The organism is Methylobacterium sp. CM6247 (assembly GCF_054817925.1).
This window is the reverse complement of sequence record NZ_JBTXKX010000003.1, coordinates 5,216,955-5,241,471: the sequence shown is the minus strand read 5'-3', so window position 1 is coordinate 5,241,471 and position 24,517 is coordinate 5,216,955. Positions and strand designations below refer to the sequence as shown.

General features: G+C 65.4%; 23 protein-coding genes. 14 read left to right on the top strand and 9 right to left on the bottom strand.

Annotation, left to right across the window (positions count from 1 at the left end; genetic code table 11):
- Position 1: 1 nt before the first annotated feature.
- The 5 genes from trpD to ACYQOP_RS25825 form a co-directional block, all read right to left on the bottom strand.
- Positions 2–1,015, bottom strand: coding sequence for an anthranilate phosphoribosyltransferase (trpD, locus tag ACYQOP_RS25845; protein ID WP_461224979.1), 1,014 nt, complete (start codon positions 1,013–1,015; stop codon positions 2–4).
- Between the two features lie 34 nt (positions 1,016–1,049).
- Positions 1,050–1,664, bottom strand: a complete 615-nt coding sequence (locus tag ACYQOP_RS25840) for an anthranilate synthase component II (protein WP_461224977.1) — start codon at positions 1,662–1,664, stop codon at positions 1,050–1,052.
- Between the two features lie 76 nt (positions 1,665–1,740).
- Positions 1,741–2,661 (bottom strand): alpha/beta hydrolase, encoded by a 921-nt coding sequence (locus tag ACYQOP_RS25835; protein ID WP_461224975.1) that lies wholly within the window; start codon positions 2,659–2,661, stop codon positions 1,741–1,743.
- Positions 2,662–2,760: 99 nt separating this feature from the next.
- Positions 2,761–4,281, bottom strand: coding sequence for an anthranilate synthase component I (trpE, locus tag ACYQOP_RS25830; RefSeq protein WP_461224973.1), 1,521 nt, complete (start codon positions 4,279–4,281; stop codon positions 2,761–2,763).
- Positions 4,282–4,288: 7 nt separating this feature from the next.
- Entirely contained in the window at positions 4,289–6,190 is a 1,902-nt protein-coding gene (locus tag ACYQOP_RS25825; RefSeq protein ID WP_461224971.1) for a peptidylprolyl isomerase, read from the bottom strand.
- 194 nt (positions 6,191–6,384) lie between these two features.
- Between ACYQOP_RS25825 and tpiA the strand changes: the two genes are divergently transcribed.
- The 9 genes from tpiA to ACYQOP_RS25780 all read left to right on the top strand — a co-directional run bounded on the left by tpiA (position 6,385) and on the right by ACYQOP_RS25780 (position 14,382).
- Positions 6,385–7,146, top strand: coding sequence for a triose-phosphate isomerase (gene tpiA, locus ACYQOP_RS25820; RefSeq protein WP_056427105.1), 762 nt, complete (start codon positions 6,385–6,387; stop codon positions 7,144–7,146).
- Between the two features lie 151 nt (positions 7,147–7,297).
- On the top strand, positions 7,298–7,681 hold the full coding sequence (secG, locus tag ACYQOP_RS25815) for a preprotein translocase subunit SecG (protein ID WP_056427002.1): 384 nt from the start codon (positions 7,298–7,300) through the stop codon (positions 7,679–7,681).
- 159 nt (positions 7,682–7,840) lie between these two features.
- A complete protein-coding gene (locus ACYQOP_RS25810; RefSeq protein ID WP_461224970.1) occupies positions 7,841–9,469 on the top strand; it encodes a CTP synthase in 1,629 nt (542 codons plus the stop codon).
- Positions 9,470–9,485: 16 nt separating this feature from the next.
- Positions 9,486–9,884, top strand: coding sequence for a DUF350 domain-containing protein (locus ACYQOP_RS25805; protein WP_461224968.1), 399 nt, complete (start codon positions 9,486–9,488; stop codon positions 9,882–9,884).
- A 120-nt stretch (positions 9,885–10,004) separates the two neighbouring features.
- Entirely contained in the window at positions 10,005–10,649 is a 645-nt protein-coding gene (locus ACYQOP_RS25800) for a DUF1190 domain-containing protein (RefSeq protein WP_461224966.1), read from the top strand.
- The gene (locus ACYQOP_RS25795) at positions 10,649–11,818 is read left to right on the top strand and encodes a glutathionylspermidine synthase family protein (RefSeq protein WP_461224964.1); all 1,170 of its coding nucleotides are present in this window, start codon (positions 10,649–10,651) and stop codon (positions 11,816–11,818) included. Before ACYQOP_RS25800 ends, ACYQOP_RS25795 begins: the two co-directional genes overlap by 1 nt.
- 52 nt (positions 11,819–11,870) lie before the next feature.
- Positions 11,871–12,323, top strand: coding sequence for a DNA polymerase III subunit chi (locus ACYQOP_RS25790; protein WP_461224962.1), 453 nt, complete (start codon positions 11,871–11,873; stop codon positions 12,321–12,323).
- Positions 12,324–12,484: 161 nt separating this feature from the next.
- Positions 12,485–14,002: a S10 family peptidase gene (locus ACYQOP_RS25785; protein ID WP_461225493.1), complete on the top strand. Its 1,518-nt coding sequence runs from the start codon at positions 12,485–12,487 to the stop codon at positions 14,000–14,002.
- Between the two features lie 5 nt (positions 14,003–14,007).
- Positions 14,008–14,382 (top strand): hypothetical protein, encoded by a 375-nt coding sequence (locus ACYQOP_RS25780; protein ID WP_461224960.1) that lies wholly within the window; start codon positions 14,008–14,010, stop codon positions 14,380–14,382.
- Between the two features lie 9 nt (positions 14,383–14,391).
- On the opposite strand, the gene ACYQOP_RS25775 is transcribed toward ACYQOP_RS25780, so the two are convergent.
- Entirely contained in the window at positions 14,392–15,432 is a 1,041-nt protein-coding gene (locus ACYQOP_RS25775; protein ID WP_461224958.1) for a sensor histidine kinase, read from the bottom strand.
- Positions 15,419–16,969, bottom strand: a complete 1,551-nt coding sequence (locus ACYQOP_RS25770; protein WP_461224956.1) for an ATPase domain-containing protein — start codon at positions 16,967–16,969, stop codon at positions 15,419–15,421. The genes ACYQOP_RS25775 and ACYQOP_RS25770 overlap by 14 nt, the downstream gene beginning before the upstream one ends.
- A 223-nt stretch (positions 16,970–17,192) precedes the next feature.
- Here ACYQOP_RS25770 and ACYQOP_RS25765 point away from each other — a divergent pair, with 223 nt between their 5' ends.
- From ACYQOP_RS25765 to ACYQOP_RS25745, 5 genes are all read left to right on the top strand, one after another.
- Positions 17,193–18,281, top strand: a complete 1,089-nt coding sequence (locus ACYQOP_RS25765) for an OpgC family protein (protein ID WP_461224954.1) — start codon at positions 17,193–17,195, stop codon at positions 18,279–18,281.
- Positions 18,251–19,201: an SGNH/GDSL hydrolase family protein gene (locus ACYQOP_RS25760; RefSeq protein ID WP_461224952.1), complete on the top strand. Its 951-nt coding sequence runs from the start codon at positions 18,251–18,253 to the stop codon at positions 19,199–19,201. The genes ACYQOP_RS25765 and ACYQOP_RS25760 overlap by 31 nt, the downstream gene beginning before the upstream one ends.
- Positions 19,202–19,469: 268 nt before the next feature.
- On the top strand, positions 19,470–20,834 hold the full coding sequence (locus tag ACYQOP_RS25755; protein ID WP_461224950.1) for a lipopolysaccharide biosynthesis protein: 1,365 nt from the start codon (positions 19,470–19,472) through the stop codon (positions 20,832–20,834).
- A complete protein-coding gene (locus ACYQOP_RS25750) occupies positions 20,831–21,982 on the top strand; it encodes a GNAT family N-acetyltransferase (RefSeq protein ID WP_461224948.1) in 1,152 nt (383 codons plus the stop codon). The genes ACYQOP_RS25755 and ACYQOP_RS25750 overlap by 4 nt, the downstream gene beginning before the upstream one ends.
- Before the next feature lie 58 nt (positions 21,983–22,040).
- The gene (locus ACYQOP_RS25745) at positions 22,041–22,460 is read left to right on the top strand and encodes an FKBP-type peptidyl-prolyl cis-trans isomerase (protein WP_056427046.1); all 420 of its coding nucleotides are present in this window, start codon (positions 22,041–22,043) and stop codon (positions 22,458–22,460) included.
- Between the two features lie 73 nt (positions 22,461–22,533).
- On the opposite strand, the gene ACYQOP_RS25740 is transcribed toward ACYQOP_RS25745, so the two are convergent.
- Both ACYQOP_RS25740 and ACYQOP_RS25735 read right to left on the bottom strand, forming a co-directional pair.
- A complete protein-coding gene (locus ACYQOP_RS25740; RefSeq protein WP_461224946.1) occupies positions 22,534–23,361 on the bottom strand; it encodes a beta-keto acid cleavage family enzyme in 828 nt (275 codons plus the stop codon).
- A 95-nt stretch (positions 23,362–23,456) separates the two neighbouring features.
- Complete coding sequence (locus ACYQOP_RS25735) at positions 23,457–24,506, bottom strand: response regulator (RefSeq protein ID WP_461224944.1); 1,050 nt, start codon at positions 24,504–24,506, stop codon at positions 23,457–23,459.
- Positions 24,507–24,517 lie beyond the last annotated feature (11 nt).

The following is a 24,517-nucleotide window of genomic DNA, read 5'->3' as shown; positions in this document are numbered from 1 at the left end:
TTCATGTGTTCGAGACCGCCACGAGGCGTGCAAGGGTTGCTCGTGCCGCGCCGTCATCAATGGCGGAAGCGGCACGGGCCACACCTTCGCTCAAGGTCTGCGCGGAACCGGCGACGACGAGGCCGGCCCCCGCATTGAGAACGGCGATGTCGCGATAGGCGTTGCGCTCGCCCGCGAGGACGGCGTTCAGCGCGTGCGCATTATGGTCGGGATCGCCGCCGCGCAGATCCTCGAGAGTCCAGAGCGGCAGGCCGACTTCGCGCGGATCGATCGTGAAACGGCCGATCCGCCCGTCCTCCAGGGTGACCACCGGCGTCGGCCCGGTGACGGTGATTTCGTCGAGCCCGTCCGACCCGTGCACCGTCCAGACCCGCGTGCTGCCGAGTTCGCCCAATACACGCGTCAGGGGTTCGGCCCAGGCCTCGGTGGAGACGCCTAGAAGCTGGCGCTCGACACCGGCCGGATTCGAGAGCGGCCCGAGCAGATTGAAGATCGTCCGCGTCGGAAGTTCGGAGCGCACCGGCGCCACATGGCGCATGGCGCCGTGATGGGTCTGAGCGAACATGAAGCAGAGGCCGGCCCGGGCGAGGCAGCGGGCCAGCCCGTCCGGTTCGAGACCGATTTTCACGCCAAGGGAGACGAGGACATCGGCCGCGCCGGATCGCGAGGTGGCCGCGCGGTTGCCGTGCTTGGCCACCGGCACGCCGCAGGCCGCCGTGAGGATCGCGGCGAGAGTCGAGACGTTGTAGCTGCCCGAATGGTCGCCGCCGGTGCCGACGATGTCGATGGCGCCGGGAACCGGGGCCACGCGTACCATCCGCGCCCGCATGGCCTCCACCGCGCCGACGATCTCGTCCTCGGCTTCGCCACGCACCTTCAGGGCGATGAGGAAGGCGCTGGCCTGGACCGGCGTCACCTCGCCCGAGAGCAGGTCGTCGAAGGCGGCGCGCGCCTCCGCCCGGTCGAGGCTCGACCCGGCCGCGACTTTCGCGAGGAGCGGCTTGAAAGTGTCCATGGCTCGGAAGCGTCAATCAAAATTGATCGATGCGTCAATGCACGCCGGACCCGCGCTTGTCACGTCCCGCGTTCCAGGCCGCAGCAATGTCGAGGAAGTTACGCAGGATCTGCGAGCCGTGATGCGAGAGGATGCTCTCCGGGTGGAACTGCACGCCGTGGACAGGCAGCGTCGCGTGTTCCAGCGCCATGATGAGCCCGTCCGCTTCCGCCGTGACGACGAGATCCTGCGGACACCCGCCGCGCTCCACTACGAGCGAGTGATACCGCGTGGCATCGAAGGGGCCGTTCAGCCCGCGAAAGACCCCCGTTGCCCTGTGGGTAATGCTCGAGACTTTGCCATGCATGGGCTTTGGCGCCCGCACCACGTCGCCGCCGAAGGCCTGCCCGATCGCCTGGAGGCCGAGGCAGACTCCGAAGATCGGCACCTCGCCGGAGAGGTCGCGCACCACGTCGAGGCAGATACCCGCCTCGTTAGGCGTGCACGGCCCCGGCGACAGCACCACCGCATCGGGCGCGCGCTCGCGGATCTCGTCGATGGTGACCTGATCGTTGCGCACGACATCGATCGATCCGCAAAGCGGCCCGATGAGATGGACGAGATTCCAGGTGAAGGAATCGTAGTTGTCGATGACGAGGACGTTGGCCATGATCGCGCTTCTCTTGATCCCCCTCGTGTGACGAGGTGAGCCGAGAGGGTCAAGCGTTCTCGCGCCGCGTCCGCTCTCAGACCCCGATCGTCGGATGCCGGCCGTCGGTTCCGTCCCCCAGATGCGCGCGGATGAAGGCACCGGCGCTCGCCAGCGATTGTCGCCCCTCGGCAAGCTGAGGATAGAACATGTGCCAGGCATGGATCATGTGCGGCCAGACTTGGAGCGTCACGGCGACGTCCGCCGAGGCGGCCACCCCGGCGAGGCGAAGGGAATCGTCCAGCAGGGTCTCGGCGCTGCCGACCTGGACCAGCATCGGCGGCAGGCCTCCGAGTTCGGCATGAAGCGGCGAGATCAGCGGGATCGCAGCATTCTTTCCTGCGGAATAGGCCTCCGCGAGTTCCGTCAGGTATTCCCGCTGGATCAGGGGGTCGACCGCCGCCTTGGTGTCCATGCTGGCACCGGTCATCTCCAGATCGACCCAGGGCGATGTGAGCCACAGACAGCGCGGAAGCGGCAGACCGGCATCACGCAGCGAGAGGGCCGTCGCGACGGCAAGCCCGCCGCCGGCACTCTCCCCGGACAGGACGATGTTCCTGGGGCTGACACCCGATTCGAGCAGGAAGCGGTAACCCGCCAGGGCGTCATCGAGGGCCGCGGGAAACGGATGTTCCGGCGCGAGCCGGTAATCCAGGGCCAGCGTGCGCGCTCCGGCGGCGCGGCCGGTCTCGGCCATCATGTGCCGGTGACTGTTGAGCGACCCGGACACGTATCCGCCGCCATGCAGGAACAGGACGACGCGGGTCGGGTCCGCCCCCGGGCTCACGGTCCATTCGGCCGCCACCCCGCCCGCATCCACGGGCACGACCGTCACGTCGGGGGGAACAGGATAATGCGCGCCGAACCCGTCGAGCCGCTCACGGCGCTCAGCGAGATTCGAAGACCGTGGACTGGCGGCGAGAAGATCCCTGATGGCATCGATCTCGGTCCCAGCCATCACGTTCCTCCACCATCGCAACCCGTCGATATACGACCGATTCGATGTCTATCGGCAATCGCGGGCCAAGCGGAAGGAGTGCCTTGGTGCGCGGAAGGACTATTGCCCCCGGCGCGCCCGGCTCGCGAACATCACCGCATCCTCTGCGGCGCGGAACAGGGCTTTGGCCTTGTTCACGCATTCCTGCTGCTCGGAGGCCGGATCGGAATCGTAGACGATGCCGGCGCCGGCCTGAACATGCATCCGCCCGTCCTTCACGATGGCGGTGCGCAGCACGATGCAGGTATCCATCTCGCCGCGTGCGCCGAAATAGCCGATGCAGCCGCCATAGGGGCCGCGCTTCTCGCGTTCGAGCTCGTCGATGATCTCCATCGCCCTGACCTTCGGCGCACCGGAGACGGTGCCCGCGGGAAACCCGGCCGAGAGGGCGTCGAGTGCGTCGTGGCTCGGATCGAGATCGCCCTCGACATTCGAGACGATGTGCATGACCTGGCTGTAATATTCGAGGAAGAACGACCCCGTTACTGTCACGCTGCCGATGCGCGAGACCCGACCGACATCGTTGCGGCCGAGATCGAGCAGCATCAGGTGCTCGGAGCGTTCCTTCGGATCGGCCAGCAGTTCCTCGGCCAGGGCTTTGTCCTCGGACGGAGTGGCGCCACGCCGGCGGGTGCCGGCGATGGGGCGGATCGTGACGCGCCCCTCTCGCACCCGCACCAGGATCTCGGGCGACGAGCACACGACCTGGAAATCCTCGAAGTCGAGGTAGCACAGGAAGGGGGCCGGGTTGGTCCGCCGCAGGGACCGGTAGAGGGCGAAGGCCGGCAGCGTGAACGGCGCCTCGAAACGCTGGGACAGTACGACCTGGAAAACGTCACCGGCGACGATGTACTCCTTCGCCCGCGCGACCATGTCGAGATAGGCGTCCGGCGAGGTGTTCGAGACCGGCTCGGGATGAGCAATGGAGCGGGGGTCGATCCGAGATTCCACCGGTAGCGGACCTTCCAGGACATCGGCCACGCGCTCCAGCCGGGCGAGGGCGCCCTCATAGGCCGCACGCGCCGAAACCCCTGCGCTCGGGCGCACCGGGCCGACCACGGTGATGATGTCGCGCACGGCATCGAACACCACCATGACGCGCGGTCGCACGAGGATCGCGTCGGGAACGCCAAGGGGATCCGGATTGGAATCACCGAGCCGCTCCATGGCCCGGACCATGTCGTAGCCGAGATAGCCGAAGAGGCCCGCCGCCATGGGCGGGAGTTCGACATCGGCATCGGCTCCGATGGCGCTTTCGGCGATGAGGGACCGGAGGCTTGCCAGCGGCGACGCGTCATCGCGCTCGAACACCGACAGGTCGCTGCCCCGTGCGGTCTCCGGTCGGCCGTCGCGACAGCGCCAGGCGAGGTCGGGGTCGAGGCCGATCATCGAGTAGCGGCCGCGCACCGCACCGCCCTCGACGGATTCGAGGAGGAAGGCCGGCCCGGCATGGACCGCCCGCAGCTTGAGGAAAGCCGCGACCGGAGTCTCCAGATCGGCCACCAGGGTCAGGTTGAGGAGGGTCGGCCGCCCTGCCTCGTAGGCCTCCGCGAAGGCGGCGTAATCCGGCTCCTGAAACATGGTCGGTTCAGTACTCGCCGCCGATCGCGCGCCGGAACGCCGTCTGGTTGACGGTGATCCCCACGCTTTTCTGAACGTCGGCGATGTACTCGCCGAGGATGTCATCGATGAGGGTCGCCTGGAACCGCTTCGAGATCGCCTCGTCGGAGGGGCTGCCGGGCACGAAGGCGGGCATCGTCGCCGCCGTGACCTTGGCGACCACACGCGACTCGCCGGATTCGACCGAGACGGCCTTGTCCACCGGGACAGCGAAGAGGCGATTGACCACGTCGGCCGAGAGGCCGTCCTTGGCCTGGCTACGGGCGATGTCCGTGGAGGTCTGCACCTGCACGCCGATTTCCGTTGCCAGCGTGTCGATGGCCTCGCCCTTGTCCAGGCGCTCGGTCAGGCTGCGAGCCTTGTCGGACAGGCGCTTGGCCACCTCGGCGGCGCGCCATTGGGCGGCTGCCTGATCGCGCACCTGGTCGAGGGGCTTGTCATGGGCTTGGTCTATGCCGGTGACGTCGACCCAGACGTAGCCGCCGGACTTCAGGCGAAGCGCCTCGGTGTCGCTCCCGATCTCGGAGCGGAACACGATCGGCAGCGTCGTGTCGCGATCCGGAATGGAATCGACGAGCTTGCCCGACGGGTCGAGCCCCTGGGCGCTCACCGCCGGCACGGTCACGAGGGTGAGGCCCCGCTCCTTGGCGATCTCGGCCAGCGGCTTGCTGTTGGCCCGCTCGTCCTCGATCGTGTCGTGGTCCTTTTCAACGGCGGTCTTGGCGCGTTCGAGAGCGATGGTCTTGCGGATCTCCGGCGCCACGTCGGCGAGGGGCTTGCGTGTCTCGGGTTCGATGGCCGTGACTCGGAGGAGCACGGTGCCGAAGCGACCCTTGACCGGGGCGCTCATGGTGTTCTGGGCAAGCGAGAAGGCGGCATCTGCGACGGCCGGGTCGAACAGTTCGGCCTTCGTCAGGTTCCCCAAAGAAAGTTCCTTCGCGTCGACGCCGCGTGCCAGAGCGACGGCCTCGAACGGCTTTTCGCCGGATTCGATCTCCTTGCGCGCCGCCTCGGCGGAGGCTTCGTCGGGGAACACGATCTGCTGGATCGTGCGCCGCTCCGGCGTGCCGTATTGCGCCTTGGCGAGATCGTAGCGCTTCTGCACATCCTCGTCCGTGACAGCGTCGGGCTTGGTCATCGCCTGCGGATCGAGGGCGAGGAGGGTCACGGCCCGGTAGTCCGGCGCGCGGAATGCGCTCTTGTTCTCGTCGTAGAAGGTCTTCACCTCCTCGTCCGTCGGTGCTGGAATATCACCCGCCACGGAAGGGGGCAGCATCAGGAAAGACGCCGCGCGGCGCTCGGTGGTGTAGCGATGCACGGCCTCGCGCAGGGCGGCGGGGACGTGGATGTCCGCGGCCACGGCCTCGGCGATCTGGAGCCGTCCGGCGGCGGCGCGCTGGTCGCGCACGAACATCGCCTCGTTGATCCCGGCGCGCTGCAGCGTCTGGAAGAAGAGCGTCTGGTCGAAGGAGCCGTTGGCCCCCTTGAAGGTCGGCTCTTCTTGAATCGCGCGCAATACTGCCGAATCCGGGATGACGAGACCGAGATCCTTGGCCTGCTGGTCGAGGGAGGCCTCGCTGATCAGCTGCGAAAGGACCTGCCGGTCGAGACCGAGGCCCTGGGCCTGTTCGGGAGTCAGGCTGCGCTGAAGCTGGCTCTGATAGCGCTGCAGCTGCAGCTGATAGGCCGAGCGCACCGCCTCCGAAGTGATCTGCGTTTTGCCCACCGTAGCCACGGTCGTGGCCGAGTTCGAGCGGAAGAAATCTTCCACCCCGAAAATCGCAACGCCAGCGATGAGGAAGGTGAAGACCACCGTAAGAATGATCTTGCCGAGCCAATGCTGGCTCGCACTACGCATGTTCTGCAGCATCGGAACGTTCGAAAATCCGTCGTGATGGCGTACCTAAGGCACGCTCCAGGCCGCCCGCGATAGACCATCCGGTGGCCCCAGCAAAGGCCGGGCGAATCCTCGAGCCCATGTTTGCGCCCGCTAGTCGGCTCTGTTACGGCCCCGCTCACGATCCGGTGAAGCCGGACCAGCAGCATCTGAGCGCGAGGAATACGATGTCGAAGTCGGGACGGCGGCCGCTGATCGCCGGCAACTGGAAGATGAACGGCCTGCGCAGTTCGGTTCCCGTGGTCGAGGCCATCCGCGACGGGCTCTCGCCCGAACTCGCATCCCGGATCGACGTCCTCGTCTGCCCCCCTTCGACGCTGATTTCTTCCTGTGTGGCAGCGGTCTACGGGTCCGCCATCGCCATCGGCGGTCAGAACCTTCATGCCAAGGCCAGCGGCGCCTTCACCGGCAGCATCTCCGCCGAGATGCTGGCCGATCTCGGGGCGAGCTACGTCATCGTCGGGCATTCGGAGCGCCGCGCCTATCACCACGAGACCGACGATGGCGTCCATGCCAAGGCATTGGGTGCCCGCCGCGCCGGACTCTGCGGCATCATCTGCGTCGGCGAGACGCAGGAGGAACGGGAAGAGGGCCGGACCCTCGATATCGTCCGCGCCCAGCTCGCCATCGGCGTCCCCAAGGGGGCGAAGGCCTCCGATACGGTCATCGCCTACGAGCCTGTCTGGGCCATCGGCACCGGCCTGACACCGACCCCGTCCGACATCGCCGAAGTCCATGCTTCCCTGCGTGAGATGCTCGGACAGCTCATCGGCGCGGAAGCCGCCAAGGTCCGTATCCTCTATGGCGGTTCGGTGAAGCCGGGTAACGCCCGCGAATTGATGGCGGTAGAGAATGTGGACGGGGCGCTGGTCGGAGGCGCCAGTCTCGTCGCCTCCGACTTCCTGGGGATAGCGGCCGCCTACGCCTGAAACATTCGCCGCCCTGGGGCGATGCAGGATTTGGCGTGAGACACCATCTCGTGTAGGAGCCTGCCCTTTGCGGACGTTCCTCGCCGGGCCTCTTCGGGCGCCGGATACGGCCTACGTGGTTCACGGACCAGGAACATCGGACTGAAACGACATGAATGCCGTCCTGATCTCCATTCACCTCATCGTGGTTCTCGCACTCATCGCCGTGGTCCTGCTGCAGCGCTCTGAGGGCGGACTCGGGCTCGGCGGTGGTAGCAGCGGTGGCGGCGTGTCGGGGTTCATGACCGGACGTGGCCAGGCCAACGCCCTCACGCGGGCTACAGCGATCCTGGCGGCCCTGTTCTTCACGACGAGCATGACCCTCGCGGTGATCTCCCACCGGAGCGCCGCGCCGAAGTCGATCCTCGACGGAGCCGCGACGACGCAGCCGGCGGCGCCCAACGGCAATATTCTCGAGACCCTTCGTCCCGGTCAGGGCGCTGGCCAGACCGCGCCGGCTCAGCCTGCCACGCCCGAAGCGCCCCAGTCGCGCTGATCGAAGGTCGATGGGGAATGACGGCTCGGACACCTCTCGCTCCGAACCGTCCCCACCCGGCGTTCCACAGAATCCGAACCGATGCAGCCCTGCCGCCACCAGCGGCGGGGTCGTTTGAAGTTTGTCGAATCATCCACCCTTGTTTATGAGCCGAAGCCCATGACGCGGTACGTATTCATCACCGGCGGCGTGGTCTCCTCGCTCGGCAAGGGCCTCGCATCTGCGGCTCTCGCAGCTCTCCTGCAGGCGCGCGGCCACACGGTCCGCCTGCGCAAGCTCGACCCCTACCTGAACGTGGATCCGGGCACGATGAGCCCGACGCAGCACGGCGAGGTCTTCGTTACCGACGACGGTGCGGAGACCGATCTCGACCTCGGCCATTACGAGCGTTTCACCGGTCTTCCGGCGACCAAGGCCGATAACATCACCACCGGTCGCATCTATCTCGACATCATCACCAAGGAGCGGCGCGGCGATTATCTCGGCGCGACGATCCAGGTCATCCCTCACGTCACCAACGCCATCAAGACGTTCGTACTCGATGGAAACGAAGCATTCGATTTCGTCCTCGTCGAGATCGGCGGCACGGTGGGCGACATCGAAGGCCTTCCGTTTTTCGAGGCGATCCGCCAGCTCGGCCAGGAATTGCCGCGCGGCACTGTCGCCTTCGTCCATCTGACTCTGCTGCCCTACATTCCCTCGGCAGGCGAATTGAAGACCAAGCCGACGCAGCATTCCGTCAAGGAACTCCGCTCCATCGGTATCCAGCCGGACATCCTGCTCTGCCGCTGTGACCGTCCGATTCCGGTGGAAGAGCGGCGCAAGCTCGGTCTGTTCTGCAACGTGCGTGAGACCGCCGTCATCGAGGCGCGCGACGTGGCGTCGATCTATGACGTGCCGCTGTCCTACCGCGAGGCCGGCCTCGACCGTGAGGTGCTCGCGCATTTCGGAATCGAACCGAAGGGCGAACCGGATCTCGTGCGCTGGACGACGATCTCCGAGCGCGTGCGCAATCCCGAAGGCGAGGTCTCCATCGCCATCGTGGGCAAATATACGGGCCTCAAGGACGCCTATAAGTCCCTCTCCGAGGCGCTGACGCATGGCGGCATCGCCAACAATGTGAAGGTGAACATCGAATGGATCGAATCCGAGGTCTTCGAGCGTGAAGATCCGGCGCCGTTCCTTGAAGGTATCAACGGCATTCTCGTCCCCGGCGGCTTCGGACAGCGCGGCGCAGAGGGTAAGATTCGCGCGGCGCGCTATGCCCGTGAGCGCAAGATCCCATATTTTGGCATCTGTTTCGGCATGCAGATGGCCGTGATCGAAGCAGCTCGCTCCCTGGCCGGGGTCGAGGACGCCAATTCCACGGAATTCGGGGAGACCGGCGAGCCCGTGGTCGGCCTGCTGACCGAATGGCTCAAGGGCAACGAACTGGAGCGGCGCGCTGCACAGGGCGATCTCGGCGGCACCATGCGGCTCGGTGCCTACAAGGCCACCCTCGGTGCGGATACCAAGATCGCCGAGATTTACGGCGGCACCGAGATTTCCGAGCGTCACCGGCACCGCTACGAGGTCAACATGGCCTATCGCGAGCGGCTGGAAGCCAAGGGCTTGCGCTTCTCGGGTCTCTCACCGGACGGTCTGCTTCCCGAGACGGTGGAACATGCAGGCCACCCCTGGTTCATCGGCGTGCAGTTCCACCCGGAACTGAAGTCGCGGCCGTTCGAGCCACATCCGCTGTTCAAGAGCTTCATCTCTGCCGCCATCGTGCAGAGCCGGCTGGTCTGAGGGAGGGGCGGGCGCCATGGTCTCGATCTCGGGTCTGCCCGCCTTCATCGCCTATGTGGCGGCGGCGTTCGGCCTCGTGGCGGTCTATCTCGCGGTCTACCTGTTGGCGACGTCCCATCGCGAGATCGCGCTGATCCGCGCCAACAATGCCTCGGCCGCCATCGCGCTGGGCGGAAGCCTGATCGGCTATACGCTGCCGCTCTCGGTGGCGATCTATAACGCTCAATCGATCCTCGACTGCATCGTCTGGGGCCTCGTCGCCCTCATCGTGCAGATCCTGGTCTATTTCGTCGTGCGGCTGATCCTGCCGGACCTGTCGCGTCGTATCGAAGCTGGTGAGATCGCCGCGTCCATCCTGCTCGCCGCGTCGTCCCTGGCCGGGGGTATCGTCAACGCGGCGTCCATGACCTACTGAGCCGGCGTTCGGGGAAATGTCCCATCGCCGGTTTCAAACGGCCAAGCTCGATCCTACATTCGGGTCTGTGCGGCATCGTGCCGTGAGGGAGCGGATCGTCGGAAGGCGGTCCTCAGTAGGATGCCATCCGAGGCCGATACTCCGACACCAGTAAAGCCGCCGCGCCTCATGCGCTCGCAGACGGTGACCCTCGTCATGCTGGCGGGTGCGGGCGCCGCCGCCTTCGGGCTTGCTCGTCTCGATCCGTCGCAGGACGAAGAATCCGTGCTCGTCTATGCGAATGCAGACGCCTGTATCGCCGGAAACAGGCGAACGGAGGAGGATTGCCGGAGCGAGTACCTGACGGCACGTGCCGCCTATCCCGAGGTCGCACCGCGTTACGCCACGGTGACCGATTGCGAGGCGCATCACGGCCCATCGCATTGCCTGCCCGGAGACGGCGTCGCTGCGAGTGCTGCCGGACGCTTCGTCCCGAGGATGGCCGGCTACGTCATCGGCAGGCGGATCGATCAGAACCTGCCGCCACAACCGATCTTCGATCATGCTCCGAAGTCGGAAGCGTCCCATAGCGGAAGCGCCGGCCACTCGGGTGGCGCTGGCTATTGTACGAGTTGGGGCGGACGGATCACCACGTCTTCGGGCGGTGCGTCCTCCAGCGCGCGGGTCGCGTCTTCGGCAGTGCGCAAGGTCGCATACGGTGGCTTTGGAAGCACGGGTCGTTCGTTCTCGTCGCACGGCTGGTCGAGCCATGGAAGCGGCGGCTGATGCGGCGCGTGCCCATCGGCGAACGACCGGATTGGCGGGAGACCGCGCGCCGGCATGGTTTCACCTTCCACACCTTCGATGGCGCAGCGTATTGGTCCGAGAGCCACGCCTACGCTTTCAAGCTGGCTGAGATCGAGGACGATCTCGAAGCGCCGAGCAGCGAGATCCACGCCCTGTGCCTCGCTTTCGTCGCCGATGCGGTGGAGGACGAGCGGATCCTGGCCTCGCTCGACATTCCTTCCCATGCCTGGGACGCGATCCGCGCGAGCTGGAGGCGGGGAGACCCCTCCCTCTATGGACGCCTGGATTTCTCCTACGAAGGGGCATCCGCTGGGCCGGCAAAGCTCCTCGAATACAATGCCGACACGCCCACAGCCCTCTACGAATCCGGGGTGTTTCAATGGCTCTGGCTGGAAGAAGGGCTGCGAACCGGCTCGCTGCCCGAGACAGCCGACCAGTTCAATTCCCTACACGAGAAGCTGATCGCCCGGTTCCGCACGCTTCGCGGTGACGGAGCGATGGCCTTCACCGCTTATGCCGATGAGCCCGAGGACAGGGGGACGGTGGCGTATCTCGAAGATTGCGCGCGCCAAGCGGGGCTCGCGACCCGCTTCCTCGACCTCTCCGACATCGGACGTGACGAGGACGGACGTTTCGTCGATCGCGTCCATGCGCCGATCCCGCGCCTGTTCAAACTCTATCCCTGGGAATGGGCCTTCAGCGACGCTTTCGGAAAGGAGCTCGGCACAACGACGACCCGGTTCCTCGAGCCACCCTGGAAGGCCGTCCTTTCGAACAAGGGATTGCTGGCCCATCTCCATGCGAGAGAGCCCGACCATCCCAACCTGTTGCCCACCTTCTTCGAGAACGATTCCCGCAAGGCGTCATTGGGCACCTCCTTCGTCAAGAAGCCGTTGGTTTCACGGGAGGGGGCGAATATCCTCATGCTGCGCGACGGTGCCGTGCTGGCGCAGGATCACGGACCCTATGGCGGCGGGCGCTACGTGCGACAGGCCCTTGCCGAATTGCCGGATTTCGACGGCCGCCGCCCCGTGATCGGCTCCTGGATCGTAGGCGACGAACCGGCGGGGCTGTGCGTTCGCGAAAGCGCGGGACCGATCACCGGTAATTCAGCCCTGTTCGTCCCTCACTTCATCGAGCCTGGTTGAGAGCGGCAACCCGCCGCTTTCAAATCGGCGGCTTTACCCTATCCTGGTTCCCGTGACCGAAATCCTCTTCTATCATCTCCAGCAGCAGCCTCTCGAGACTGTTCTACCGAACCTCGTGGAGCGATCTCTGGAGCGCAACTGGCGCGCGGCAATCCAGGCATCGGGCGAGGAGCGGCTTCAAGCCCTCGACGATCACCTCTGGACCTATCGCGACGATAGCTTTCTGCCGCATGGGACGGATCGCGATCCGCAAGTGGCGAGCCAGCCCGTCGTCCTGACGCTCCAGGATGGTAATCCCAACGCCGCCGCCATCCGCTTTCTCGTGGACGGCGCCCCACTGCCACCGGATGCGTCGGACTATCAGCGGATCTGCATCCTGTTCGACGGTAATGATCAGGACGCGTTGCTCGGTGCGCGGGCGCAGTGGAAGCAGGCGAAGGAAGCGGGCCATGCCATCGCTTATTGGCAGCAAGACGAATCCGGACGCTGGCAGAAAAAAGCGTGAGCGCCTTGGCCCATCATTGTAGCGAGAATCGCATGAACCGAGGTTCGACCGTCGCGGATTCATGCCGGCCCGGTGGTGTAGCCAAGCCGGGCACAATCCCCACGGGGCTTCGGTCCATTCTGGCAGGCGGCACCAGGTGTCTCGCACTCGTCTTGTCCGCCATGCTCCTCGTCGCCGGGCAGCCCGCCATGGCGCAGTCACCCCATGGTGCCGACAAGCCTCAGGAGCGGCGGGCCGCCGAACGGGGCCCAGAGGGACGCGAGCTTCCCTCCGACGTCACCACCGAGCACAGTGTCACCCTGCCGGATGGACGCCTTCTTCGCTTTACCGCCACCGCGGGCAGCCTTCCCCTCGTGGATGAGAGCGGAAAGCTCCAAGCAGAGATCGCCTTCATCGCCTATCGTCTCGCGGACACGAGCGAAGCGACCCGGCCCGTCACCTTCGCGGTCAACGGCGGTCCCGGCGCGGCATCGGCCTATCTCAATATCGGCGCGATCGGCCCCTGGCGCCTTCCTCTCGACGGCACGAGCATCAGCCCCTCCACGCCGGTGAGCCTCGTCCCCAACGACGGCACTTGGCTCGATTTCACCGATCTCGTCTTCCTCGACCCGGTGGGGACCGGATACAGCCGCGCATCGGACGGCGATGCCAAGCGTTACTGGAGCGTCGACTCGGATGCGTCGGTCCTGTCCTCGGCCATCGCCCGCTGGCTGCGGACGAACGATCGGATCGCGGCACCCAAGTTCTTCGTCGGCGAGAGCTATGGCGGTTTCCGCGGGCCGCTCATCGCGGCAAAGCTGCAGGAGGAGATCGGCATCGGCCTCTCCGGCATGGTTCTCCTGTCACCCGTCCTCGATTTCGCCTGGTTGCAATCGCCGCGCACGACCCCCTGGGGCCACGTGACGAAGTTACCGTCCTTTGCCGCCGCCGCCATCGAACGAGCCGGTGGCACGCCGAGCCGGAAGGCTCTGGCAGAGACCGAGGCCTATGCCACCGGCGACTATCTCACCGACCTGCTCAAGGGCCCGTCCGACCAAGCCGCGCTGGCCCGGCTCGGCGAAAGGGTCGGAGCCATCACGGGTCTCGATCCGAACTTCGTCCGCCGCCAAGCCGGACGCCTGAGTTCGAACAGCGTCCAACGCGAGATCGGCCAGGAGGAGGGGAGGGTCGCCAGCGCCTACGATACCGGCATCACCGGATGGGATCCGGACCCGGCCGCCACATTCTCGGGCTTCGAGGACCCGCTGCTCACAGCCATGCAGGCGCCGCTGACCAGCGCCATGCTCGAACTCTACGGCACGAAACTGAACTATCGCGTGCCCGATCTTCGCTACGAACTCCTCAACGGTGCGGTCAGCCGAGGGTGGGGCTGGGGCGGCGGACGCATGGCACCGGAATCGCTTGGAGCCCTGCGCGGCGTCATGGCGCTCGATGGTAACCTGCGCGTCCTCGTCGCCCACGGTTTCACCGATCTCGTGACCCCGTACTTCACGTCGAAACTCCTCATCGACCAGTTGCCGGCCTTCGGCACGGACAGGCGGATTGACCTCACTGTGTATCCCGGCGGCCATATGTTCTATTCGCGGCCCGATTCGCGTGCGGCCTTTCATAGGGATGCGGCCGAGCTATACGCTGCATCGCTCAAGGCGCGGTCGGGCGCTGCAAAGGACGTGAAGTGACGAGGATGTCGTCGCGGCTGGGCTTCGCCGCTTGTCTCATGGGTCTCAATATCGTCGGCGCGTGTACGACGAGCGAGCGCGAGGCACCGGCGGCGGTACCAGCGAAGGTCGCCGTCGCACCGCTCCCGTCGCCATCCGTCACGGGCCCGGTGCTCAACGCCGATGGGACGTGCAGCCAGACCTCCGCAGCCAGCGCGACCGTGATCGAGCCTGGGATCGGCGAATGCGATCTCGTCCGGTTGAAGGCGAAGCCTGCGGCGGACGTGTTGATCGGCGAAGGCCGTTCAGGCCGGGAGGTACAGGTGCTCTACAGCGAGCCGGGAGCGAAGGAGCTGTATTTCTTCGTCAACGGTCGCCTCGACCGGATCGTCAAATCCTGACCGGTCGGATCAATAGGCCGGCACCAACCTGTCTCCGGGCAAGGGCGCGACCATGCGAAAGTGCAGGCCCTCGGCCTCATAGGTGATGTCGACATCGGCATTGCATTGCTGTGCGAGCACGCGCTGGAGCAGCGTCGAGCCGAAGCCCTTGCGTTCCGGCGCCTTGACCAGGGGGCCGCCCGATTCAGTCCAGCGGAGTTCCAGGACGCGCTCGGCATCGCGTTGATCCACGCTCCAGCTGACCGTGACCCGCCCACTCGGCAGCGACAGCGCCCCGTACTTGGTGGCATTGGTGGTCAGTTCGTGGATTGCCATACCGGTCGGTACGGCAAGATCTGCGGCCAGCTCGACCGGGGGCCCTTCGAGCGTGATCCGATTGGCTGTCCCATCATTGTAATGGCCGAGCTCGTTCTGGAGAAGCTCGCGCAGGGGCGCCGTCTGCCAGTAATCCTCCGTGAGCAGGTTATGCGTCTTGCCGAGCGAGACGATCCGGTCCGAGAAGGACTGGTAGAATGTGTCCACATCCTTGGTCGAACGCGCCGTGGCACCGAGGAGCCCCTGTACCGTGGCGAGCGTGTTTTTCACGCGGTGGTGAAGCTCGCGGATCAGGAGAGCCTGGCGCTCGTGCGTCCGTTGGCGTTCTTCCAGATACGCCTGCACTTCGCGTTGCCGCCGCCGCGCGCGAAGGGCCGAGCGAACCGCATTCGCCAGCACGGCCGGATGAAACGGCCGTTCCAGCACCGTGACGTTGCCGAGTAGGTCGGTGAGCCTCACATCCGGCGGGCCGCCGCGATAGCTGAGCAGCACGAAGGGAAAGTCCGACCATGGCGGTTGCCGCTCGACCCATCGAGCGATCTCCTGCCGGTCCCAATGCAGAAGCGCTTCCTCGGTCATCACCGCGCAGGCGGCGTGGTCCAGATGGGCCACGAGATCGTCCAAGGTCGACATCGCCTTCGACACGATTCCGACTTCCGCCAGGATCGTCGCCGCCACCATCGCATCCCGTCCGAGCGGAGCGAGGATCAGGACAACCGGTTCAGGATGCGGCATCGCGGCCGGGCTCGCTCACGATCGTTCCATCCGTCCGGATCCGTTCCGCGAGCAGATGATCCCGGTCGCCGTCATAGGTCGGAACGCCCGTGAGAACACCGCGGAACCGCTCCAGCGGTTCGCCCACCCGCAATCCGCCTGCATCGATCTTGAACTCGCGGATCGTATCCTCATGTGCGCCTGTCCGCTTCTTCAGGACGGACAGAGCCCTACGGACCCGGCCGGCGGCTTCGAAGAAGCGGAGCATGATCACGGTGTCGCTGACATAGGTCAGGTCCACGGGCGATTCCATCTTTCCGACCATGCCATGCTGGGCCAGGATCAGAATCGTCACGACCCCCTGTTGGTTCAGGTAGGTGACCAGTTCGTGCATCTGCATGACCAGGTACGGCTGACCCGACATGGCGCTGAGATAGCCGGTCAGACTATCGATGATGACGATCCGCGTTCCATCTCGCTCTACAGCGTCGCGGATGCGGCCGGAGAAGTCGCCGGGCGAGACGTCGGCTGGGTCGATCTGCTCGATCTGCAGCATTCCGGCTTCGACAAAAGCCCCCAGAGGCATTCCCACGCTCTGGGCGCGCTGCAGCAGGATGTTGCGCGTTTCATCGAAGCTGATGATCAGCCCTCGTTCCCCGCGTTTCAGGGCCGCGACGAGGTAGCTCACGGCGAGCGTCGATTTCCCGGCCCCCGATGGCCCGATCACGAGGCTCGCCGTCCCGCGATCGAGGCCACCGCCGAGAACCCGGTCGAGTTCGGGAACGCCGCTCGCCACCGAATCGATGACGAAGCTGCGATGGTGTTCGCTCGCCACCAAGCGCGGATGCACGCGGATGCCGCCCTTCCTAATGACGAAATCGTGGTAGCCGCCTTGATACTCGGTTCCGCGCATCTTGATGACGTGGATGCGCCGCCGAACCGCGCCGTAAGGCGGGGTCACCTGTTCGAGCCGGATCACCGCGTGGCTGATGGAGTGTAGGTTCAGATCGTCATGCTCGGCGCTGAGATCGTCGAGCATCAGCACCGTGATGTCGTTGAGAAGAAAGTAGCTCTTGAGCGCCAGAACCTGACGGCGGTAGCGCAGCGATCCTTGCGAGAGCAGCCGGATCTCCGACAGGCTATCGAAGACGACGCGGCTCGGTTTCACCCGCTCCATCTCGCCCAGGGCCATGCGGACGGTCTCGCCCAGTTCGAGGTCGGACGAATGGACGAGGCTCTGCTGCTGCTTCAGATCGAGGCTCAGCTCCGGCGGCACGAGCTCGTAGATCTCGATCCCGTCCAGGGACCAGCCATGGCGTCCCGCCACGGAGAGCAACTCCCGCCGGCTTTCCGACAGGGTGATGTAGAGGCAGGTCTCCCCCTGCGCCACGCCGTCGATGAGGAACTGGAGGCCGAGGGTCGTCTTGCCACTTCCCGGCCGACCCTCCACGAGATGCGCACGGCGGGCCGCGTAACCTCCCGAAAGGATGCCATCGAACCCCGGCACTCCCGTGGGGATCGGTTGGGCGTCGGGGGCGTCACTGGATGGCATCATCATGTCCGGTAGATACGGCAACGGTTCAACATAAATTTCCCCGGCGGGTCTGTCCTCGATAAATCGGCCACACCAGGAGCCGATGCCATTCGAGATGGCGGGAATAACAGGCTTTGCAGATTGTCGTGCGTCGCCTTATCAGACCGTGCCGCCGCGCTGCGATGCGGCAGCCGCTACCGCCTCGCGCTCCTCCCACAACCTGATAGTCCGGAGTTCGGATCCCATAATGCGCGAACCGAACGCGATCGACTTCTGGCGTGGCCTCGCCCTCGTGACGATCTACGTCAACCACATCCCGGGCAACACATTCGAACGTTACACCTATTCGCAGTACGGCATCTCGGATGCCGCGGAACTGTTCGTCTTCCTGGCCGGATGGTCGATCGGGATCGCCACGCGCGGGCGTGACGGCCAGCCGGAACCGCGTCTGAAAAGCGTGCTGAGGCTCCTGTCGCGCACGATCGAAGTCTACCGTGCACAGATCACCACTATGGCGATCGCCCTGGCCATGATTGCCGGGACGGCTCTGATCCTCGACAATCCGCTCCTTCTCGAATGGCACAATGCCGGAGGCTTCTTCGCCGACCCGATCCAGACCACGATCGGTTTCGTCGCGCTCACGCATCAGCTCGGCTTCTTCAATATCCTGCCGCTCTACGTAGTGCTGTTGGGCATTGCTCCAATTTTTATACTCATCGCCCGGGTGAGCCGTATCGCGGCGCTCGGCCTGTCCTTTGGTCTCTACTCGGCAAGCCTCGTCTTCGAATGGAACCTGCCGTCCTGGCCGGGCGAGGGGGATTGGTTCTTCGATCCCCTGTGCTGGCAGCTTCTCCTGGTGCTCGGCTTCGTTGGCCAGGACCTGAACCAGCGATCCGGCACGCTCCGGCGCTGGTCTCAGCGGCTGATGCCCCTCGGCGTCGTCATCGTCGTGCTCGGAATTGTCCTGTCCGTGTTCGACCTCCGGCCAGACCCGCTGCTCGTTCCCGATCCTCGTCTCGTCTTCTCCTTCGACAAAACGTATCTTTCGCCGGCGCGACTGATCCATTTCATCGGCGTGTTGCTCGCCTTTCAAGGCGTCTACGCGCTCATCGTCCCACACATCGGTGCGATCGGTCGATATTTGGCGGGACTTGGTCGTAATTCACTGGCAGTCTTCTCCATCGGCTCGCTCTTAAGCCTCGCCGCGCAGCTCGTGCGGTTCTGGACGGGGGGCGGCCTTCTCGTGGATGTCGGCGCCATGGGATTCGGTTTGTTCGCTCTGGGCTTCACTGCATGGTTCGTCGAATGGCGCTCGCGCAAACCTCGGCTCTCCTGATCTCACTCGGCCTTGCCTCCCTCGGGACGATCTCCGGATCATCCCGCGCCGGAGCGGAAGGCAGCGCGACGATCGTCTCACCCCCGACTGCGGCGGCCCCGGCTCCCGGTGGCGAAGCGTCGGAGGCCGTCGATGTGAGCCTGTCGCCCGAATGCCGGGTGCCGGGATCGAAGCTCTATACTTTGGCCCGGTTAAGCTCGGTGAAGGCCGCGCTCAAGGAGAAGCGGCCCGTACGGGTTCTCGCCATCGGGTCGTCCTCGGCGGGGGCAGGGGCCTCGGCGACCTATCCGGTCAAGCTGGAAACGGCCCTTGAGCGCTCGCTTCCCAACGTGGATGTGGAGGTCGAGAGCCGAGGCATGCAGGGCGAGATCGCCTCGGGCGCTGCGGAGCGCCTGCGCAGCATGGTGGCCGAGGTCGAGCCCGACCTGGTGGTTTGGCAGGTCGGTACCCACGACGCGCTCGCCCGGGTCGATCTCGACGCCTTCGCCAGCGCCCTCGACGAGACGGTTCAGTGGATCAAGTCCCACGAGATCGACGTGGTGCTGGTCAATCCAGTCTACACGGCTTCGCTTGCCCAGGACGAGTATTACAGCAGCATTGTCCGGAAGGTGCAGGAGGTTGCATTGCGCGAGGGAGTGCCGCTCGTGCAGCGCTACGAGGCGATGCGCTACCTGTCCGGGAGCAGCGACAAGGGTGAAGCACATATGCTGGGACGACAGTTCCGTCTCAACGACCTTGGCCTGCGCTGCATGGCCGAGCATGTTACGCGAGCCATCACCCTCTCGCTGCTCCAGCCCGACCCGTCTGCGACCGGAACCGCAACTGCTCCGTCGGTCATCGTCGCGCCGCCGAAGGATGCGGCGGTGAAGCCGCCTTCACCGCCCCGGAGCGGTGGTGCCTCGCTTCAAGAGCAACCCTGATCAGCTTGCCATAGCGATCGCGGCGGATACTCGGTCGGTCCGTAGGTCATCGATCTATAGGGCCATCCTGCAATGTCTCGTTCGGACGGTGTTGTAGGCCGAGGCGAACACGTGGGCCGTCATCGAAAGCCGGGCGACCTTCCGGGGCGAAGCTAGAGAAGAGCCCTTTACAGCCTCCATTCCGGGACGGGTTTCGCTCAAAGCCCGAAAGCGTAACGGAGTTTGTGTCGGAAACAGATAGGGTCGGCCTGAGCGTTCGGGGCGTGGAGTGGGGTCAGTGTGGGACGGGACGGAGGGCTGGACCCTCGGCGCGGCCTTCAGCCGCTTGAGGACGTTTCGCGCAGGCGCGGCGGGAGCGGCGCTCGACGTCTTCGCGATTCGCATTGCCGCCGCCATCTTCGCCTACGGGGCACAGGTCATGATGGCGCGCCTCATGGGGCGCTCAGAATACGGAGTGTTCGCATCGATATGGGTGTGGATCGCCATCCTCGGCCATTCCTCCACACTGGGTTTCGCTCAAGGTGCCTGCCGTTTCCTGCCCGCCGATCAGGCGAGAGGCGATGCCGCCCATATGCGCGGGTTCCTCCTCGTGGGCGCATGGGTGACCATTGCCGCTGCGTCTATAGTTGCAGGCATCGGCCTCGCCATTGCCTGGATGCAGGGCATCCTCCTCGATGGGCCGTATGCTGGGCCTTTGCTCCTCGCAGCACTCGTTCTGCCGCTCTTCACGATGCAGGATTATCTGGAGGGCGTCGCTCGAAGCCAGAACTGGGCGGTGCTCGCCATCGCGCCGCCCTACCTCCTGCGCCAGGGGCTCATCATGGTCATCATGGCGGGCGCCGTCACCATCGGGGCACCGGCTCAGGCATGGGTTGCCATCGCCTGCACCCTAGTCGCCACTGGAATCGCCCTGGCGATCCAAGCATGGCTCCTGATCCTGCGCCTTCGTGACGGTCTGCTCCCTGCGAAACCGCGATACCGCTGGCGGATCTGGCTCCGGGCCTGCCTTCCGATCGCGGCCGCCGACCTCGCATATTCCGCGTTCAGCATGATCGACGTGGTCATCCTCGGCATGCTGATGCCACCTGCGGCGGTGGGCCTGTATTTTGTCGCGACCCGGATCCAGCAATTCGTCCCCTTCGTGCATTACGCCGCGTCCGCGGCCACCGCTCAGCGTTTCGCCGCCATCCACGCATCCGGGGATGCAGACGAGCTGACGCGCTTCGTCCGCATCCAGGCCCGCCTTACCTTCGCCGCCACGGTGATCGTCGGTCTCTTCATCGTCACGACGGGCCCATTTCTGCTCGCGATGTTCGGGCCGGAATTTGGAGCGAGCTATCCGCTTCTCGCCGTGCTGGTCGCGGGCAATGTCGGAGCGAGCCTGTTCGGACCCGGCGAAGACCTGCTCACCATGATCGGCGGTGAACGTCTCTGCGCTGGCATCACCCTGGCGATGCTGGCCCTGGCCGCTCTGCTCTGTCTGGTTCTGGTGCCGGTCCTCGGAATCATGGGAGCGGCCATCGCGATGGCCCTAGCCAACGTGCTTCGCGGGTTGGGAATGGCTTTGGCCGCTTTCCGTGTGCACGGTATCGTCACGACGATCCTGCCATTCGCCGGTCGGCTTGGCTCATGAAGACGGACTTACAATACCTACGCTCCGGACGCTCAGTCTCGCTCGCCACATATTCGGAACTGGCTGCCGATCCCGATCCCTGGGATGCGCTCATGGCCAATGCGCTCACCACGCACCCGCATTACAGCCGCCATGTCATGGCGGCTCATCGGAGGGCGGGGTTGGCTTCCACCGACCTCGCCTTCGTCGTTGTGCAAGGCCGGCTCGGGCTGGAGGCTCTGTTGCCCTTCGCGTGGAAACGCGATGTGAGCGGGCTCGGAACGCGCATTGCCCGTCCCTTCCTGTCGCCCTTCATCACCCAGACGAGCCCTCTCGTTGCGGATGCTCCCGACCTGCCCGACATCCTCGATCTGCTGGTGAAAGGGCTCCAATTCGCCTCCGAGGGACGGATCTGGCGCTGGCCCCTGCTTCCCACCGAGACGAAGCTCGGTCGCGGATTGCTCGAGGCCATGGATCGCGCCGGCTGGAAGAGAGGCATCGCCAACCGTTTCGAGCGACCGATCGTCGAGCGTCGCGGGTCATATGCCGGTTTCCTCGACGAGCATCCGCACCGATCGCGCATGAAGGATCTCAGCCGTCGCCATCGCAACCTGTCGAAGCGAGGCACACTCAGCCATGACATCGCCACCGGCGGCGACCGCCTGAACGATGCCGTCGCGGGCTTTCTCAGGCTGGAGAAGGCCGGCTGGAAGGGGAGGGCCGGGACGGCGCTCGCTTCTCGCCCACAGCACGAGGCTTTCGCGCGTGCCTTGTTCACCGGAGCCGATGGCCCGGTCCGCGTCCGGGCGGATAGCCTTCTGTTGGATGGTCGCCCGCTCTCGATCAGCCTTGCCCTCGTAGCGAGCGGTACGGCCACGCTCTTGAAGACCACCTTTGAAGAGAATGAGCGCTCCAGCGCTCCGGGCCTGCTGCTGGAGGCACGGATCATCGAAGCTCTGTACGGCACCGGCTTTGCCGAACGGCTCGATTCGGCCACGCTCGCCGGCTCGGTCCTTGAGAATCTTTATCCTGATCGAGAGACGATCTGCGAGATCGTCGCCGCCCCTAGCGGTGCCGCGCGTATGATCACGGTCGAACAGCGAATCCGCCTAATCTCGATGGAGCGGCGCGCCATGGTCCGCGTCAAACGGGCCCTGGGCAGGCGCTGACGGGCGGGCACAGGCGTGCTACTCGGCCGGTTCGGCACGCCAGACAGGAACCATCCGCATGCGTCGTCCGCTTCTTGCCCTCACCGGAGCTTTGTTGATCGCCATGACCGCTTCCGCATCCGCCGAGACCGTGACCACGCCTTCGGGCCTGCAATATCGCGACGAAGTCGTTGGGACCGGCCCTACGCCGCAGACCGGCAAGAAAGTCAGCGTCCATTATACCGGCTGGCTCGATGAGGGCGGTAAGCCGGGCAAGAAGTTCGACTCCTCGCGCGACCGTGGCCAGCCCTTCAGCTTCACCCTCGGTATCGGCCAGGTGATCGGTGGTTGGGATCAGGGTGTCGCCACGATGAAGGTCGGCGGCAAGCGCACGCTCATCATCCCCTCTGACCTCGGCTACGGCGCACGCGGTGCCGGTGGGCTAATTCCGCCGAACGCCACGCTCATCTTCGACGTGGAACTGCTCGGCGTGAACTGAACCCGACCCTTATACCCGGACGAGCCTCGCCTCGTCCGGCTCTTAGCCTGTCCCCAATCGGTCCCGCCAGCGCTCAGGCTGCCAACCCCAATGCGGCTCGAGCCTCGGCGGGTGTCGCCACGGTACGACCGTGCCGCTGCACGCACTCCACGGCCAGCCCGACCAGTTCGGCATTGCTCGCTGCCAGTTGGTGCTTCTTCACCCGGATGTTGTCCTCCAATCCGGTCCGTACCGAGAACGCCCCACGGGCAAGTGCCCAGTCCATGACCTCGGCCTGATGGCGTCCGATGCCGGCAGCGGTCCAGGTCGCCTCGGGCAGTACCTGCTTCAGTTCGCCCAGGAGCAGATCGAGCAGGCGCTCGTCGGCCGGCAGAGCATTCTTCACTCCCATGACGAATTGGACGTGGGGGCGGGCATCCATGAGCCCTTCATCCACCAGCCGCCGGGCGCCATGAAGATGTGAGAGATCGAAGATCTCGATTTCCGGCCGGACACCATGCGCCCGCATCTGACGGGCGAGATCGGTGACGAGGCTCGTCGGATTCTCATAGACGATGGTCGGAAAGTTGACCGAGCCGGTGGAGAGCGAGGCCATATCCGGCCGGTGGCGAAGCGACAGGCCACGGCTGGCTGGATCGCGTCCGCGTCCTCCAGTGGAGAACTGCACGATCATACCGGGGCAATGGCGGCGAATTCCCTCCTGCACGGCGGCGAAACGGTCGGGATCGGACGAGGGCGTTTCGTCGTCGTTGCGCACATGGATGTGCACCAGGGCGGCACCCGCCTCGTAGGCCTGGCGCGTCGATTCGATCTGCTCGGCGACCGTCACCGGAAGGGCCGGATTGTCGATCTTGCGCGGGACGGAACCGGTGATGGCGACGGCGACGACGACAGGTTTCATGATCCGGCCCGGATGTCCGATGAGGAGGGCACGGGAAATACTGCATTCCACTCGGTAAGCGAAGTGCTGGGTTCGCTGGCAAAGCAGCCGTCCGCTCAGCCCTGGAACAGCAGCGTCGCCTTGGTTCCGGGTCCGCTCTCTCGATAGATAAGGGCGGAACGGAGGTTGGTGGCCATGGCCTTGACGATGCGCGAGCCGAGACCGGTGCCGCGAGGCTGGCCTTCGCCCGTCCACCCGATCCCGTCATCCTCGACGGTCAGGCTCAAACCGTCCGCCCCGTCGCGCGCCACCGCTACACGGATCTCGCCGGGGACTTCCGGCGGATACGCATATTTGTAGGCGTTCGTCACGAGTTCGGTGACCACGACGCCGACGGAGACCGCCTTGTCCGTGGCAAGCCGGATCGGCTCCGCGACGAGGCGAATGGCATGGTCGCGCCCGGCTGCCTTCATCGCTCCCTGCAGTTCCTCCACGAGGCTCGAAAGATAGGCGTCGAGTTCCACCGCCTCGACATCATCGGAGGTGTAGAGCCGCCGATGAATGCCGGCGATGGCCGAGATCCGCGCCTGCATCTCGCGCAAGGCCGCTTTGGCAGCGGGATCGGAGACGGCGTTGGTCTGCATATGCGTCAAGGCCGCCACGAGGGCGAGAGAATTGGCGACCCGGTGATTCACCTCGCGCAGCAACATGACCGCGCGGTCTCGGGCCTCACGGACCTCTGCCTCGGCCCGCTCCTTGTCGCGCCTCATGGCCTCCTGGCGCAAAGCCGTGTCGATCGCTTCGCCGAGGAGTTCGCGGAACTGGCCCTGCAGGTCTTTCCAGACGTAATCGACGGCCCCGGCCTTCAGAGCGGCCACCGCGACGCGGCTATCCTCAGACCCGGTAACATAAATTACCGGCGGGGCGAAGGGCATGGCGCGGATGGCTGGGAGTACGTCGAGACCGGTCTGGCCGGGCATGTGATGATCGAGGGCAACGAGATCGATGCCGCCCTGGCCCAGACGCGCAAGACCCTCGTCGCCGGTGGCGGCAAGTTCCACGATATAGCCGCGTGCGTTCAGGCCCTTCTGCACGAGGCGCCCGAGGCCGGGATCGTCGTCGACATAGAGGATGCGACCGCGCTCCGGGGCGAGGGGAGCGCTCATGCGGTGCGGAT

Excerpts from the sequence above, each read along its gene's own strand:
- trpD (WP_461224979.1), bottom strand. The coding sequence starts at position 1,015 with ATGGACACTTTCAAGCCGCTCCTCGCGAAAGTCGCGGCCGGGTCGAGC.
- ACYQOP_RS25840 (WP_461224977.1), bottom strand. The coding sequence starts at position 1,664 with ATGGCCAACGTCCTCGTCATCGACAACTACGATTCCTTCACCTGGAAT.
- ACYQOP_RS25835 (WP_461224975.1), bottom strand. The coding sequence starts at position 2,661 with ATGGCTGGGACCGAGATCGATGCCATCAGGGATCTTCTCGCCGCCAGT.
- trpE (WP_461224973.1), bottom strand. The coding sequence starts at position 4,281 with ATGTTTCAGGAGCCGGATTACGCCGCCTTCGCGGAGGCCTACGAGGCA.
- ACYQOP_RS25825 (WP_461224971.1), bottom strand. The coding sequence starts at position 6,190 with ATGCTGCAGAACATGCGTAGTGCGAGCCAGCATTGGCTCGGCAAGATC.
- tpiA (WP_056427105.1), top strand. The coding sequence starts at position 6,385 with ATGTCGAAGTCGGGACGGCGGCCGCTGATCGCCGGCAACTGGAAGATG.
- secG (WP_056427002.1), top strand. The coding sequence starts at position 7,298 with ATGAATGCCGTCCTGATCTCCATTCACCTCATCGTGGTTCTCGCACTC.
- ACYQOP_RS25810 (WP_461224970.1), top strand. The coding sequence starts at position 7,841 with ATGACGCGGTACGTATTCATCACCGGCGGCGTGGTCTCCTCGCTCGGC.
- ACYQOP_RS25805 (WP_461224968.1), top strand. The coding sequence starts at position 9,486 with ATGGTCTCGATCTCGGGTCTGCCCGCCTTCATCGCCTATGTGGCGGCG.
- ACYQOP_RS25800 (WP_461224966.1), top strand. The coding sequence starts at position 10,005 with ATGCCATCCGAGGCCGATACTCCGACACCAGTAAAGCCGCCGCGCCTC.
- ACYQOP_RS25795 (WP_461224964.1), top strand. The coding sequence starts at position 10,649 with ATGCGGCGCGTGCCCATCGGCGAACGACCGGATTGGCGGGAGACCGCG.
- ACYQOP_RS25785 (WP_461225493.1), top strand. The coding sequence starts at position 12,485 with ATGCTCCTCGTCGCCGGGCAGCCCGCCATGGCGCAGTCACCCCATGGT.
- ACYQOP_RS25780 (WP_461224960.1), top strand. The coding sequence starts at position 14,008 with ATGTCGTCGCGGCTGGGCTTCGCCGCTTGTCTCATGGGTCTCAATATC.
- ACYQOP_RS25775 (WP_461224958.1), bottom strand. The coding sequence starts at position 15,432 with ATGCCGCATCCTGAACCGGTTGTCCTGATCCTCGCTCCGCTCGGACGG.
- ACYQOP_RS25770 (WP_461224956.1), bottom strand. The coding sequence starts at position 16,969 with ATGATGATGCCATCCAGTGACGCCCCCGACGCCCAACCGATCCCCACG.
- ACYQOP_RS25765 (WP_461224954.1), top strand. The coding sequence starts at position 17,193 with ATGCGCGAACCGAACGCGATCGACTTCTGGCGTGGCCTCGCCCTCGTG.
- ACYQOP_RS25760 (WP_461224952.1), top strand. The coding sequence starts at position 18,251 with ATGGCGCTCGCGCAAACCTCGGCTCTCCTGATCTCACTCGGCCTTGCC.
- ACYQOP_RS25750 (WP_461224948.1), top strand. The coding sequence starts at position 20,831 with ATGAAGACGGACTTACAATACCTACGCTCCGGACGCTCAGTCTCGCTC.
- ACYQOP_RS25745 (WP_056427046.1), top strand. The coding sequence starts at position 22,041 with ATGCGTCGTCCGCTTCTTGCCCTCACCGGAGCTTTGTTGATCGCCATG.
- ACYQOP_RS25740 (WP_461224946.1), bottom strand. The coding sequence starts at position 23,361 with ATGAAACCTGTCGTCGTCGCCGTCGCCATCACCGGTTCCGTCCCGCGC.
- ACYQOP_RS25735 (WP_461224944.1), bottom strand. The coding sequence starts at position 24,506 with ATGAGCGCTCCCCTCGCCCCGGAGCGCGGTCGCATCCTCTATGTCGAC.